General features: G+C 64.6%; 13 protein-coding genes. 7 read left to right on the top strand and 6 right to left on the bottom strand.

The features are described 5' to 3' along the window. The first annotated feature begins 153 nt into the window (after nucleotides 1-153). On the top strand, nucleotides 154-1215 hold the full coding sequence (locus F6S12_RS01815; RefSeq protein WP_169893424.1) for an alpha/beta hydrolase family protein: 1062 nt from the start codon (nucleotides 154-156) through the stop codon (nucleotides 1213-1215). On the opposite strand, the gene yedA is transcribed toward F6S12_RS01815, so the two are convergent. Then, nucleotides 1216-2124: a drug/metabolite exporter YedA gene (yedA, locus tag F6S12_RS01810; RefSeq protein ID WP_011063629.1), complete on the bottom strand. Its 909-nt coding sequence runs from the start codon at nucleotides 2122-2124 to the stop codon at nucleotides 1216-1218. A 161-nt stretch (nucleotides 2125-2285) separates the two neighbouring features. Between yedA and F6S12_RS01805 the strand changes: the two genes are divergently transcribed. Continuing rightward, on the top strand, nucleotides 2286-2732 hold the full coding sequence (locus F6S12_RS01805) for an Lrp/AsnC family transcriptional regulator (protein WP_011063630.1): 447 nt from the start codon (nucleotides 2286-2288) through the stop codon (nucleotides 2730-2732). 10 nt (nucleotides 2733-2742) lie between these two features. Here the strand turns inward: F6S12_RS01805 and F6S12_RS01800 are convergent, their stop codons facing one another. The 3 genes from F6S12_RS01800 to F6S12_RS01790 all read right to left on the bottom strand — a co-directional run bounded on the left by F6S12_RS01800 (nucleotide 2743) and on the right by F6S12_RS01790 (nucleotide 4780). Further along, nucleotides 2743-3354, bottom strand: a complete 612-nt coding sequence (locus F6S12_RS01800) for a PolC-type DNA polymerase III (protein WP_011063631.1) — start codon at nucleotides 3352-3354, stop codon at nucleotides 2743-2745. A 27-nt stretch (nucleotides 3355-3381) separates the two neighbouring features. After that, nucleotides 3382-3861 carry an NYN domain-containing protein gene (locus F6S12_RS01795; RefSeq protein WP_011063632.1) on the bottom strand — a complete coding sequence of 160 codons (480 nt, stop codon included), beginning with the start codon at nucleotides 3859-3861 and terminating at the stop codon, nucleotides 3382-3384. Nucleotides 3862-3997: 136 nt separating this feature from the next. Beyond that, on the bottom strand, nucleotides 3998-4780 hold the full coding sequence (locus tag F6S12_RS01790) for a DUF2076 domain-containing protein (RefSeq protein ID WP_161466708.1): 783 nt from the start codon (nucleotides 4778-4780) through the stop codon (nucleotides 3998-4000). Between the two features lie 181 nt (nucleotides 4781-4961). Between F6S12_RS01790 and F6S12_RS01785 the strand changes: the two genes are divergently transcribed. Beyond that, on the top strand, nucleotides 4962-5624 hold the full coding sequence (locus F6S12_RS01785; protein WP_019093827.1) for a YciC family protein: 663 nt from the start codon (nucleotides 4962-4964) through the stop codon (nucleotides 5622-5624). 88 nt (nucleotides 5625-5712) lie between these two features. Continuing rightward, complete coding sequence (locus F6S12_RS01780; RefSeq protein WP_015637151.1) at nucleotides 5713-6789, top strand: endonuclease/exonuclease/phosphatase family protein; 1077 nt, start codon at nucleotides 5713-5715, stop codon at nucleotides 6787-6789. Nucleotides 6790-6826: 37 nt separating this feature from the next. Here F6S12_RS01780 and hrpB read toward each other — a convergent pair whose 3' ends face one another. After that, nucleotides 6827-9346, bottom strand: coding sequence for an ATP-dependent helicase HrpB (hrpB, locus tag F6S12_RS01775; RefSeq protein ID WP_161466707.1), 2520 nt, complete (start codon nucleotides 9344-9346; stop codon nucleotides 6827-6829). Between the two features lie 130 nt (nucleotides 9347-9476). On the opposite strand from hrpB, the gene F6S12_RS01770 reads away from it, so the two are divergent. Both F6S12_RS01770 and F6S12_RS01765 read left to right on the top strand, forming a co-directional pair. After that, nucleotides 9477-9896, top strand: coding sequence for a hypothetical protein (locus F6S12_RS01770; RefSeq protein WP_011063637.1), 420 nt, complete (start codon nucleotides 9477-9479; stop codon nucleotides 9894-9896). Nucleotides 9897-9923: 27 nt separating this feature from the next. Further along, nucleotides 9924-10820 carry a cation diffusion facilitator family transporter gene (locus F6S12_RS01765; RefSeq protein ID WP_019093824.1) on the top strand — a complete coding sequence of 299 codons (897 nt, stop codon included), beginning with the start codon at nucleotides 9924-9926 and terminating at the stop codon, nucleotides 10818-10820. Here the strand turns inward: F6S12_RS01765 and F6S12_RS01760 are convergent. Continuing rightward, complete coding sequence (locus F6S12_RS01760; protein WP_011063639.1) at nucleotides 10814-11914, bottom strand: DUF6515 family protein; 1101 nt, start codon at nucleotides 11912-11914, stop codon at nucleotides 10814-10816. The genes F6S12_RS01765 and F6S12_RS01760 overlap by 7 nt on opposite strands. A gap of 416 nt (nucleotides 11915-12330) precedes the next feature. Between F6S12_RS01760 and F6S12_RS01755 the strand changes: the two genes are divergently transcribed. Next, nucleotides 12331-12810, top strand: a complete 480-nt coding sequence (locus tag F6S12_RS01755) for an Lrp/AsnC family transcriptional regulator (protein WP_011063640.1) — start codon at nucleotides 12331-12333, stop codon at nucleotides 12808-12810. Nucleotides 12811-12888 lie beyond the last annotated feature (78 nt).

The following is a 12888-nucleotide window of genomic DNA, read 5'->3' as shown; positions in this document are numbered from 1 at the left end:
CACAATTGGGTCACCCTTTCCCGGCAATGTGGGTTAAAAAGGGTGGGCGGCGACTGCCCCGGTCGTCGCCCACCCACTGCCGTCGATCGCCGCTCGATTCCACCCAGCGCGCCCATTGGCAGGCCACTGACGTTTTGCCCATGGAGTTCTTCAATGCCCAAGATTGCCCTGTCCGCACGGATGCTAGCGGGCCTTTCACTCTCCCTGCTCCTTCCCCTGGCCTGCGCCGCCGAGCTCGTCGGTTTTCGTGAAATAACCCTGCCCGATGCAAGCAAACAGCGCCCCCTGCATGTCGCCCTCTGGTACCCCACCGAAACCGCCAGCCCGCTCCTGGTATCGGCAGAGAACCCGGCCTTCCAGGGCCTGCCCACCATCAAGGATGCCTCTCCTGCCCCTGCGGCCCATCCCTTGGTGGTCCTGTCACACGGCTATCGCGGCAACTGGCGCAACCTCAGCTGGCTGGTCACTTCGCTGGTCGGCCAGGGTTATGTGGTCGCCGCCCCTGACCACCCGGGCACCACGAGTTTCGACCAGCGTCCGGAAGAAGCGGCGAAGCTTTGGCAGCGTCCCCGGGATCTGAGCCGGGTCATAGACGCACTGAGCGCTGACCAGTCCCTGGCAGGCGCGGTCGACCCGCAGCGCATCGCCGCCATCGGCCATTCGCTGGGCGGCTGGACGGTCACCGCATTGGCCGGCGCCCGCTATAGCCCGCAACGCTTCCTTGAGGAATGTCGGCTGCATCCCAACCCGCGTCTGTGCGGGCTGGCTCCGGAGCTGGGGATTGCACCGCAAAACCAGGGCTCTCTGGGCACCGACCTGCGGGACCCGCGAGTCAAGGCGGTCGTCTCCCTGGACCCGGGGCTGGTCCGTGGGTTCACCCCGCAAAGCTTGTCAGCGGTGCAGACGCCAACCCTGATCCTGGGAGCAGGAGTCGATATTGCCAGCATGCCGGTGGAGCAGGAGTCGGGCTACCTGGAAACCCACCTGCCGTCGGCCACCTCCAGCCTGCTGGTGATCGCCGATGCCAGCCATTTCAGCTTCATGCAAATCTGCAAGCCAGGCGCCACGGCCCTGCTCCGGGAAGAGAACCCCGAGGATGAAATCATCTGCCGGGACGGCGGCCAGCGCAGCCGCGAAGCGATTCACCAGCAAGCGAGCCAGGTCATCGGCGACTTTCTCCAACGGAGCCTGGCCGGCCTGCCACCGGGACAGTGATCAGGCCGCCTCTTCCTGGGCCGCGGCCTTGGGCTTGCGCCATTGGGGCAGGCCGATCAGCACTACGGCACTGATGATCACCAGCATGGCCATGGCCTCCTCGATGCCAATGGTTTCGCCGACGAAGACGATGCCCAGCAGCACCGCCACCGCCGGGTTGACATAGGCGTAGCTGGTGGCCGCGGCTGGGCGCACGTGCTTGAGCAGGTACATGTAGGCGTTGAAGGCGATGATCGAACCGAAACCGGCCAGGTAGGCCAGGGCCAGCCAGCCTTCCATCGGAGGCAGGGTGTCCAGATGCTCACCGCTCAGGGCACTGCCGATCATCAGTACCACGCCACCGACGAGCATTTCCGCGGCACTGGCCATGGCGCCCTGGGGCAGCGGCAAATGCTTGCTCCACACCGAGCCGAAAGCCCAGGCCGCCGCAGCGAACAGCAGCAAGGCAGCGCCCATCGGGCTCGACTGCAGGTTGGACCCCAGGTTGAGCATGCCGATGCCAATCATCCCGAGGACGATCCCGGCCCACTCCAGGCGCGTGTTGCGTGCGCCCCAGAAATACCCGCAGAGCAAGGTGAACAAAGGCACCGTGGCCACCGCCAGCGCCGCGACGCCGGAGGTCACCCCGGAGTGTTCGGCCAGCGTTACCGCGCCATTGCCACAGCTCAACAGCAGCACACCGATGATCCCTGCGGCCTTCCATTGCGCCCAGGTCGGCGCCGGTACTCCGCGCCAGCGCAGAAAGGCGTACATCAGGCTACCGGCGATGATGAAGCGAATGCCGCCGAGCATCAGTGGCGGCCAGTATTCGACACCGATGCGAATCACCAGGTACGTCGAGCCCCAGATTACATAGAGGGCAAAAAAGGCGGCGATCAACGGCAGCGGAAAACGGCTTTGGCCAGGCATGGGAGGCGGCTCTGAGGCAGGCAGGGGGAGGTCTATTCTAGAAACTCGGCCCAGGGAACTTAAGTTACAAAACCTGTTTATAACGCCCGTACACTTTCCAAAAGATGGAGATAAGGGCTATATACCGTGCTTTCGAAAGCTGGATAGATCGAGAGCCTTCCATGGACAAGTACGACCGCATGCTCCTGGCCAGCCTGCTGGAAAATGGCCGGGCGAGTTACGCCGAGCTGGCACGCAAGGTGAATCTCTCGGCACCGGCGGTGGCCGAACGCGTGGCCAAGCTGGAGGCCAGCGGAGTGATCACCGGCTACCAGGCCAAAGTCGACATGGCCAAGGTCGGCTTGCCGATCCAGTGCGTGATCGAACTGCGCCTGGCCCAGCACGGCAACCAGAAGGCCTATGACGAACTGATCAAGATTCCCCAGCTCACCGAGTGCCACCGGGTCACCGGCGACCCTTGCGTGATCATGCAGGCCGCAGTGGGATCGATGCCGGAGCTGGAGGAGTTGATCAACCGCGTGGCCCAGTTCGGTTTCAGCAAGACCTCCATCGTGCTCTCCAGCGCCATTGAACGGCGCGTGCCCCTGGGGCAACTGGAAAGCAAATGAACCTCGGGGCTCAGAACCCGCGGTGGCGCTTGAGGTGTTCGGGGACTTTGGCCGCGGGAACCTTCTGCAGTTTGCACAGGAAGTCATGGGACAGCTCGCGCAGGCCATGCTTGTGCCTCAGTTCGCCGGCCAGGTGGGCCACCAGGTTGGCTGCCATTTCGGCGTCGGCCATGGCGCGGTGAGCCTGGCCGGTGTGCGGCAGGCCGGCGAATGAGGTCAGGGTGCCCAGCTTGTGATTAGGAGCCGCCGGCATCAGGCGCCGCGCCAGCAGCAGCGAACAGGCGAAGTTCTGCAGGCGGGTGCGCTTGATCCGGCCCAGCTCGAAATCCCAGAACTTCTGGTCGAAGGCCGCGTTGTGCGCCAGCAACGGCGTGATGCCGACGAACTCGTTGACCTCGTTCATCACCTGCTCTGCCGGGGGGGCGCTGCGCAACATGGCATTGCTGATGCCGGTCAGTTGCTCAATAAACGCCGGCACCCGCACGCCGGCGTTCATCAGGCTCTGGTAACGCTCGACGATGCGCCCCTGCTCAAGGATCACCACGGCGATTTCCGTGGCCCGGCAACTGCTGCTCGGGGAGATCCCGGTGGTTTCAAAGTCGATGACGGCAATGCGTTCCAAACCTGTCCTGCTCCGTATGAAAATTGATCAGCTTTTAAGCAGCAAGGCGCCTTCGATCGGCACATAGCGCGTAGCCGCGCGAATCAGCGAATTGGCGGTCAGCCCCGGCACGCCATAGGCCACCGCGCTGACCCCGTGCTTGTGGATGATGCGCTCCAGCAGCAGGTCGAAATCACCGTCGCCGGAAGCCAGCACCACTTCGTCGACATGGGCCGCAGCGTCCATGATGTCGATGGTGATGCCCACGTCCCAGTCGCCCTTGGCCGAGCCGTCGCTGCGCTGGATATAGGGCTTGAGTTTTACCGTGAAGCCCAGGTTGCGCAGGATCTGCTGGAACTGCTGTTGCTTGCTGTCACCACGGTCGATGGCATAGGCATAGGCTTCGACTATCTGCCCTTGCTTGCTGATATCCGCCCACAGCGCCGCATAGTTGAAGTGGCAACCATAGGCCTGACGAACGGTGTAGTAGAGGTTCTGGACATCGGCGAACACAGCGATTTTCTTCACCGCTAATCCTCATGGCGCAGCAGCGCAAGGGCTGGATCGGGCCTCGGGCCCCGAAAAGTCGCCCAGTATGCCAGTCGCAGGGATTGTTCCGCGAATAATCGGTCCGGGGCAGGTGTTTGCCCCGGACCGACGCAGGTCAGACGAAGGAGTCGTCGTCGGAGAAGAACGAGCTGTCGTCGTTGTCGTAGTCGGCGTTGCTGAAGCCACCCTGGTCGTTGTTGCCCCAGGAATCGTTGTTGGCCAGGCGCTGGTCGTCATTGCCCCAGCCACTGTTGTCGCTGGCCGGCGCCGGTTCTTCCTTGATGACTTCGACGATTTCCTGGGGCTGCTGGTTGTTGTGGAACAGGCTGCTGATGCCCTGGGCCAGCATGACCCCGCCCGCAACGCCGGCGGCAGTTTTCAAGGCGCCGCCCAGGAAACTGCTACCCGCCGCCGGTGCCTGCTGCGGTGCATAGTTCTGTGGCGGTGCGGCGTAATTCTGCTGCGGCGCACCGAAGTTCTGTTGCGCGGGGGCGCCAAAGGAAGAACGCGCCGGTTCACGCCAGCCACCACCGGACGACGGCGGCGGCGCGCTCTGGCTCGGTGCCGGCTGTGGCTCGCGGGAACCGCCGAAGATGCTCGACAGGAAACCGCCACCGGCCGCCGGTGCCGGAGCACTGGCCTGGGCCCGGGCCTGTTGCAGGTCAACCTGCAATTGCTGGACTTGCTGGGTCAGCTGCTGGTTCTGCTCGTTGAGGCTCTTGAGTGCGGCCTCCTGCACCAGGATCGCCTGGGTCATGAAATACCCGGCCGCAGGCTGGCGGGTCAGATGCTCCTTGATCCGCGCCTCTGCCTGGGCGTCGCGCGGGGCTGAATCCGTTTCGGCTTGCTGCAACCGTGAAAACAGTCCATCGATCAGGGTTTGCTCTTGGTTGTTCATGGCGACCTCTTTAGATTGCCGGTAGAAATCTGGTCCGCCGCTCGGACAGAGCGGTGGTACGCACCAGTTATGGGGCTGGTGCGACGACTTTCAATGGTCTTTACCCAAGGTTTACGTTTGCTCGGGCGGGGCCTGCATCGGTTAAAGTGTGCAACCGCTTCTTCAACTGCGATCTCATCGAATGAATCCGTTAGATGTACTGCGTGACTCTCTGTATTTCTTCCAGCGCAACCTCGGGCAGATCGCCCAGCTGTGCCTGCCGCTGGTGATTCTCGAAGCCTTGCTGCAACAAGGGGTCAACAGCGCCCTGGGCCCCGATACCTTCCCGGGCTACAGCGTGGTGGTGGGCCTTCTGGTGTATCCGTTGTACACCGGTGCGCTGATCCTGTTTCTCGACGCCCGCACCCGGGGCGAGTCGCCGCGGACCCGGGACCTGCTGGCCATGGCCCTGACCCTGTGGCCGCGTTTTGCCCTGCTGACGGCGGTCAGCACCCTGCTGATCCTGCTGGGGTTGTCGCTGTATTTCCTGCCGGGGCTGTGGCTGATGGTGGTACTGGCTTTCGCCGAGTACCTGCTGGTGCTCAAGGGCATGGCGCCGCTGGCGGCCATCAGTGAAAGTTTCCGCCTCAGCCGTGGGCACTTCCTGCGGATCCTGGTGTGCATCCTGGCGGTAATGACCCCGCTGTGGCTGCTCAAGGGTGCCAGTGAAGCGGCCTATTCCGAACCGCTGAACCCGCTGCTGTCCCTGGCCATCGACAGCGCCTACAGCTTTCTGCAGCTGTTCACCAGCGTGGTGCTGTTCCGCCTGTTCATGCTGATCAGCGAGCAGCCGGACAAGCGCTGAATCCTCCCTCGGCCGCTCTGCCCCTTGGGTGACGGCCGTGCTCTCGGTTATGCTCCGGGGCCATCCTGCAACGCCATAAGCCGAGCCGATGATCCGTCTACTTCGCATCACCCTGTTGAGCCTGTTGTTGATCGGTCTGGTGCTGGCCGGGCTGGTCTACAGCCTGACCTGGCGCCCGGAAGCCAAGGAAAGCCTCGCTGTCAGTTGCAGCGCCCAGGCCGCGCCGCTGGTGCCGGGCCAGGCCCTGAAAGTGATGACCTGGAACCTGCAGTACCTGGCGGGCAAGCGCTATGTGTTCTGGAACGACCAGGCACAGGGCGAGGACGAGCAGCCGACCCTGGAGGACATGGCCTTCAGCCTCGACGAAGTGGCTCGCGTGATCCGCGACGAACAACCGGACCTGGTGCTGCTGCAGGAAGTGGACAACGGTGCCAAGGCCAGCGCCTACCAGGACCAGCTCAAACTCCTGCAGGAACGCCTTACCGATCTCTACCCCTGCAGCACCCAGGCTTACGACTGGAAAGCCGATTTCGTACCATCGCCGCATATTTTCGGCAGTGTCGGCCGACAACTGGCCACCCTCAGCCGCTATCGCATCGATCACGCCGAACGCCTGCAACTGCCCACAGCCGAACACGGCTTCATCGGCCGGCAGTTCCAGCCCAGGGAGGCCCTGCTGCTGAGCTACCTGCCCCTGAACGACGGCGGCCAGGTGGCGGTGCTCAATACCCATCTGGAACGTGCTCGCACACCTGGCCAGACGCAATCAAGGCAGGTCGCAGCCATTGGCAAAGTCCTGGATAAACTCGAAGGCCGCGGCACGCCCTGGCTGATTGGCGGGGATTTCAACCTGTTGCCCCTGGGCCAGTACCAGCGACTGAGCGACGTGCAACGGGCGCCCTACAGTGCCGACAGCCCGCTGCACCTGCTGTGGGACAAATACCCGATGATCCCCAGCAACACCCAGGCCAGCGGCGTCGACCGCGCACATTGGCTGACCCACTACCCCAACGACCCGAGCCTCGACGGCCCGGATCGCACGGTGGACTACCTGTTCTACAGCCCGCGGCTCAAGCGAGTCGAATCCCGGGTGCGCCAGGACGACACCTTGCGCATCTCCGACCACCTGCCGGTGCTGGCCCGGTTCCTCTTGCCGGCGCAATAAACCCCAGAGCGGCTACAGGGCAGCACGGGAGTTCGGGTTATTTGCGCGGTTTGACCCGCGCCGTGGCTTCGGCGATCAGCGGGTCATCCGGCCAGTAGTGCTTGGGGTAACGGCCCTTGAGGTCCTTTTTCACCTCGGCGTAGGTGCTGCGCCAGAAGTTCGCCAGATCCTGGGTGACCTGTACCGGACGTCGTGCCGGAGACAGCAGGTGCAACTTGACCACCTGGCGGCCGCCGGCAATGCGCGGTGTTTGCGCCAGGCCGAACAGCTCCTGCAGGCGTACCGCCAGGATGGGTGGATGCTCGCTGTAGTCCAGGCGAATCGACGACCCGGAAGGCACCGTCAGGTGATGGGGGGCCAGCTCATCCAGGCGCTGAGGCAGTGGCCAGGGCAGCAGGTTGTGGATAATTCCGGCCAGTTCCAGGTTGGCGAAGTGGCTGAGCCGCGAGACCTTGCCCAGGTAGGGCTGCAACCACTGCTCCAGCCCCTTGAGCAAGGCCCCGTCACTGACATCCGGCCATTGGCTGGCGCCCGTGGCCTCCAGGTCCAGCTGGCGCAGCAACGCTACCCGGGCCTGCCACTGGCGCAGCTCCGGGGTCCAGGGCAGCAGCTCCAGGCCTTTGCGCCGGACCAGATTGACCAGGGCCTGAGTGCGGGCGGACTCATCCAGCCCGCTTAGCGGTTCGCGACTGAGCACCAGTTCACCGACCTTGCGCTGGCGTTCGGCCCGCAACACGCCTTCGCGTTCGTCCCAATCCAGCTGATCGACTTGCCGCACCTGCTCCGCCAGTACCGAATCGAACAACACCGGATCGAAATCCGCCGCCAGGTAGATGCGCTCCTCGCGCTGCCCCTGGCGGCTGCCCAGGTCGGCGATCACCAGCCAGGGTTGCTTCATCAGGCTGTCAGTTTCGCTGAACAGCGCCGCGCGACCGTTGGCCAGGCGGTATTCGGCACCGCCGGGGCGCCGCTGCTGGGCCACCCGATCGGGATAGGCCAGGGCCAACAGGGCGCCGAGCCAGCGCGGGTGCTCGGGGTCGGCCACCGCAGCCTCGGGCTGCCCGCGCAGATAGCCCCGGTACTGGCGCGCCAGTTGTCGGGCACGCTGCACCCCGCCCTGGGCTCCGCGAGCGGCACGCTCTTCCCCGCCAAGCAGCACCAGGCGGCTGTGCAGGTCGGCGCCGGCGCCGCGCAGGATATCCCGTTCCCCCAGCAGCGCCGCGACATCGCAAGCCATCGGCGCCAACCCCAGGGACTGGCCGCGCAGCAGCAGATGGGCGATGCGCGGGTGAGCCGGCAACTCGGCCATGGCCTGGCCGTGGCGGGTCAGGCTGCCATCGTCATTCAACGCCCCCAGGCGCACCAGCAAGTCCTGGGCCTGGGCATAAGCGGCACTGGGGGGAGCGTCCAGCCATACCAGTTGATTTGGCGTCACGCCCCAGCGCGCCAGTTGCAGGGCCAATCCGGCCAGGTCCGCCTGGAGGATTTCCGCACTGGCATAGGCGGCCAGTTGCTCCTGTTGATCGGCCGACCACAAGCGGTAGCACACGCCGGGCTCCAGACGCCCGGCACGCCCGGCGCGCTGGGTGGCGCTGGCCCGGGAGATACGCTGGGTATCGAGGCGGGTCATGCCGCTGCCGGGATCGAAACGCGGTACCCGCGCCAGCCCGGCATCCACCACCACCCGCACGCCATTGATGGTCAGGCTGGTTTCGGCAATGTTGGTGGCCAGCACCACTTTGCGCTTGCCCGACGGCGCCGGGTCGATGGCTGCGCGCTGGGCTGCCAGGTCCAGCTCGCCATGCAACGGGCAGAGCAGGATCTCACTGCGCTCACCCAGGGCTTCGGCCAACTGCTGGTGCACCCGGCGGATCTCCGCCTGGCCGGGGAGGAACACCAGCAGGCTGCCGCTTTCATCGTTGAGGGCCTCGAGCACGGTCTGCACCACCCTTGGCTCGATGAATTCACCGGGCTGGAAGGGTCGGCCCCAGCGCTGGGTCACCGGGTACATGCGCCCTTCACTGCGCAGGATCGGCGCATCGCCGAGCAGGGTCGACAGGCGCTCGCCTTCCAGCGTCGCCGACATCAGCAGGATCTTCAGTGGCTGCTCGTCACGAAACAGCTCGCGGCCACTGAGGCTCAGGGCCAGGGCCAGATCGGCGTCCAGGCTGCGTTCGTGGAATTCATCGAAGATCAGCAGGCCGACGCCTTCCAGGGCCGGGTCATCCTGCAGGCGCCGGGTGAGGATGCCTTCGGTGACCACCTCGATGCGGGTACGCGGGCCGACCTTGCTGTCCAGGCGGATGCGATAACCCACGGTCTCGCCGACTTTCTCTCCCAGCTCGCTGGCCAGGCGCTCGGCGGCGGCCCGGGCGGCCAGGCGCCGGGGTTCGAGCATGAGGATGGTCTGTCCGGCCAGCCAGTCCTGGTCCAGGAGCGCCAGGGGCACGCGGGTCGTCTTGCCGGCACCGGGCGGGGCTTCGAGCACCGCTTCATGGCGTGTCGCCAGGGCGGTACGCAGTGCAGGCAAAACTTCATCAATTGGCAAAGAATTCATGCTGGCTCCAAAACAGAGGCGCGAGTATAACGGCGAACTGCCTGGGGTTAATCATGGTCTGAGTGCTGATCGACAAGACTCAACACCCCGCTTCATCCCTCGTTGCTTTCGTGCTTGCTAGGAGATTTCCATGCGTATTTCCCACCGTGTCATCGGCGGCGTTCTGGTGGCCACCCTGCTGACCCAACTCACCGCCTGCGGCTCGATCTTCTTCCCCGACCGGCGCGGCCAGATCGACGGCAAGATCGATCCCCTGGTGGCTGTGCTGGATGCCGTTGGCCTGCTGTTCTACGTGATCCCAGGGCTGATCGCCTTCGGCGTCGACTTCGCCACCGGGGCCATCTACCTGGAGCCGGGCAAGACCGCGCAGATCGCGCCGGAAAAACTGCAACAGGCCATCGGCGCCGACGGTAAAGTCGACAACCGCAAGCTGCAGGCCATCCTGGAAAGCGAACTTGGGGGCAGTTTCCCCCTGGATGACCCACGCCTGATCCAGCACAAGGGCAGCGTGCAGCAACTGGCGCTGTACGGCCTGCAACCTGCTGCCTGATCACTTTTACCCAGGAACCCGCCGTCGATGACCGCCAACTCGGAACACGCCCGCCTCCTGCGCCTGGCCACCCGCGCCTCGGTCACCGTGGCGGGCATACTGATCGTGACCAAGGCTGTCGCCTGGTGGCTCAGCGGCTCGGTGAGCATGCTCGCCGGGCTCACCGACTCGGTGCTGGACGGTTTCACCTCGCTGCTCAACCTGCTGGCAGTGCATTACGCCCTGCGCCCGGCAGACGACGACCACCGCTATGGCCACGGCAAGGCCGAGTCCCTGGCGGGCATGGCCCAGGCATTGTTCATCGCCGGCAGCGCAGTTCTGATTGCCTTCCAGGCGGCGCAACGCCTGCAACATCCGGAACCGGTAGGCGCGCCCTGGCTGAGCATCGGGGTGATCGTCCTGTCGCTGGCGCTGACCATTGCCCTGCTGCTCCTGCAGCACCGGGTGATCCGGGCGACCGGCTCCAATGCAGTGCGCGCCGACTCCCTGCACTACCGCTCCGACCTGATGCTCAACGGCAGCATCCTGCTGGCCCTGGTGCTGGCGGCGTTCGGCCTGCATCAGGTGGACGCCTGGTTCGGCCTGGGAATTGCCGTCTACATTCTCTGGAGCGCGATCCAGATCGCCCGGGAGAGCTTCTCGGTGCTGATGGACCAGGAGCTGCCGCCGGACGTCAGCCAGCACATGCTGGAGCTGGCGTGCAGTGTGCCGGGAGTACTGGGGGCCCATGACCTGCGCACACGGATTTCCGGCAGCCACTGGTTCGTCCAACTGCACCTGGAATTACCCGGGGAACTGACCCTTTCGGTGGCCCATGGCATCAGCGACCAGGCCGCCGATGCCATCCAGAAGGCCTATCCACGGGCCGAAGTGCTGGTGCACGCCGACCCGCAGGAAGTGGTGAAGGCAGCCAGGGCTCAGTAGGTCACCTGATAACCCCGTGAGCTCAAGCAGTTGCCCTGGGCCTGGCGGTAGGCCTGGACCACTTGCGGGGCCGGCTGATAGGTCACGCTCGCAGGATCGAAGCCGCTCTGCTGCACCGCCCAGCGATAGCAGTCGTAACGGTCCTGGTCGATCTGCTGCGGCGACTGGCCGTTGACCGGGTAGGCCAGCACGTCATAGCCATTGCCGCTCTGCTGCGGGTCCGCAACCGGCACGCCGGCAGGTGGCTCGACCACCACGTACTGCTGGGTGTTGGCTTCGTAGGTGTAGTAAGCCCCTGCCGCCAGAAAGAACAGCGCGCTGCCGATCCAGACTTCCCGCGCATAGTCGGGCAGGTACGTCACGCGAATGCCATAGGGCGGGCGCACCACCACATAGCGCGGGCCTTGCGGGCGGTACCAGTAACCACCGGAAAAAAAGTAATCCTGGCCGCGATAGGCGACCCGGTCATTGCGCCCGGGGAAGCGGTCGATCACATACCCGGGGCGGTACTGCGGCCCGGGGCCCCAGCCATTGCCATGGCCATCGGGGCGGCCCGGCCAGCGGTAGTCGTTGGGATGGCCGCCACCTGGCCGAGAGCCCGGGCCGCCAGCCTGCCAATGCTGGTTGTAGTCGTTGCGCCGGGGAATGTCCTGATAGTAGCCACGCTGTGGCTCCTGGGTCTGGCGCACGGTGTCGGGGCGGCCCTGGATCGGCAGGTTGTTCGGCTGCTGCACCTGGGGTTGTGGCACAGGGGCCGGGCGAACCTGCTGATTGGGATCGTGCTGAGGCCGGTTCTGCCACTGCCCTCCCGGGTTCTGGCCGTTGTGCTCGAACTGACGGCTGTTATCGCCGCGAATGATTTCATTCTGCGGCCGCTGTGGCTGCGCACTGGGTGGTGGACGGTTGGGAACATTGGCGGGCCGCGGCGGGGCATTTTCCGGGCGGCCCTGGCCTTGATGCTCTCGCTGCTCGCCCCCGGGAGCGCCATGCTGCGCAGGCGGCCGATTCTCGTCTCGCTCATCGGCGAGCAACTGAGCGTTGACGCTCAGGCACAACACACCAACACCTGCCATACGCCAGATGCGCGACTTCATGCTATTCCTCACTGCGGATAGGGGGGGCCTGTACATAAGACTGAAAAAGCCCTGGGCGGTTCTGCATCAGGTTATCAGTCACGAGACTTATTTCGCAGGCAATAAAAAAGGGCGGCCCGTCGGCCGCCCTTTGAGATTTTGTCCGTGCTCGGCGCTTTTGACGCCGGCTCACCTCACTCCGTCTTCTGGACAGTGTGTAGCCCGGGGGCCGGCTCAACCCTGTGGGATTGGCGGCCGCGGCAGGCCTGATTCGGCGGGCCGCAGTGGACTCTATGTCCGGGCAGTGATTCTGGTGATAAGAATAGGCGCGCAGCGAAGACAGAGGATTGCGAAGATTGCTTGTAAAAACACCACTTGCGCAATTTTTAACTCAAGATAGATAATTCAACGCAATAGTTACGACAAAGGCCTGATTGATGAGCAAACTCGACCGCTACGACCTGAGCATTTTGGCGGAGTTGCAACGCGACGCCCGTATCTCCAACCAGGAACTGGCCGAGCGCATCGGCCTGTCGCCCTCCCCTTGCTCGCGCCGGGTCAAGCAGCTGGAGGACGATGGCTACATTTCCCGCCAGGTCGCCCTGCTGGACCGCAAGATGCTCGGTCTGAGCCTGACCGCCTATGTCCTGATCGGCATGGACCGGCACACGCCGGAACGCTTCGAGAATTTCGAAGCCGCGATCCGCAGCCTGCCCCAGGTGCTGGAGTGCAGCCTGGTGACCGGGGTCGATGCCGACTACCAGCTCAAGGTGGTGGTACCGGACATGGACCATTACCAGAAGCTGCTGCTCGGCCATCTGACTCGTATCGAGGGCGTGACCAGCGTGCGTTCGAGCTTCGTGCTCAATCAGGTGCTCAACAGCACCGAACTGCCGCTGACCCACCTGCGCAACTGAATCCCGGCCCCCGCTGTGGCGACATAACGCATGCAGATCAATGCTTGGGCCGCGGGCGTTGGCGTATACTCGCCCGGC

It is taken from the genome of Pseudomonas sp. JV245A, assembly GCF_032424515.1.
GTDB classification, from domain to species: Bacteria; Pseudomonadota; Gammaproteobacteria; order Pseudomonadales; family Pseudomonadaceae; genus Aquipseudomonas; species Aquipseudomonas protegens.
The sequence above is the reverse complement of the archived record's forward strand: the minus strand, read 5'-3'. Positions and strand labels throughout refer to the sequence as shown.

Coding starts and splice junctions, on each gene's coding strand:
- F6S12_RS01815 (WP_169893424.1), top strand. CDS start 154: ATGCCCAAGATTGCCCTGTCCGCACGGATGCTAGCGGGCCTTTCACTC.
- yedA (WP_011063629.1), bottom strand. CDS start 2,124: ATGCCTGGCCAAAGCCGTTTTCCGCTGCCGTTGATCGCCGCCTTTTTT.
- F6S12_RS01805 (WP_011063630.1), top strand. CDS start 2,286: ATGGACAAGTACGACCGCATGCTCCTGGCCAGCCTGCTGGAAAATGGC.
- F6S12_RS01790 (WP_161466708.1), bottom strand. CDS start 4,780: ATGAACAACCAAGAGCAAACCCTGATCGATGGACTGTTTTCACGGTTG.
- F6S12_RS01785 (WP_019093827.1), top strand. CDS start 4,962: ATGAATCCGTTAGATGTACTGCGTGACTCTCTGTATTTCTTCCAGCGC.
- F6S12_RS01780 (WP_015637151.1), top strand. CDS start 5,713: ATGATCCGTCTACTTCGCATCACCCTGTTGAGCCTGTTGTTGATCGGT.
- hrpB (WP_161466707.1), bottom strand. CDS start 9,346: ATGAATTCTTTGCCAATTGATGAAGTTTTGCCTGCACTGCGTACCGCC.
- F6S12_RS01770 (WP_011063637.1), top strand. CDS start 9,477: ATGCGTATTTCCCACCGTGTCATCGGCGGCGTTCTGGTGGCCACCCTG.
- F6S12_RS01765 (WP_019093824.1), top strand. CDS start 9,924: ATGACCGCCAACTCGGAACACGCCCGCCTCCTGCGCCTGGCCACCCGC.
- F6S12_RS01760 (WP_011063639.1), bottom strand. CDS start 11,914: ATGAAGTCGCGCATCTGGCGTATGGCAGGTGTTGGTGTGTTGTGCCTG.
- F6S12_RS01755 (WP_011063640.1), top strand. CDS start 12,331: ATGAGCAAACTCGACCGCTACGACCTGAGCATTTTGGCGGAGTTGCAA.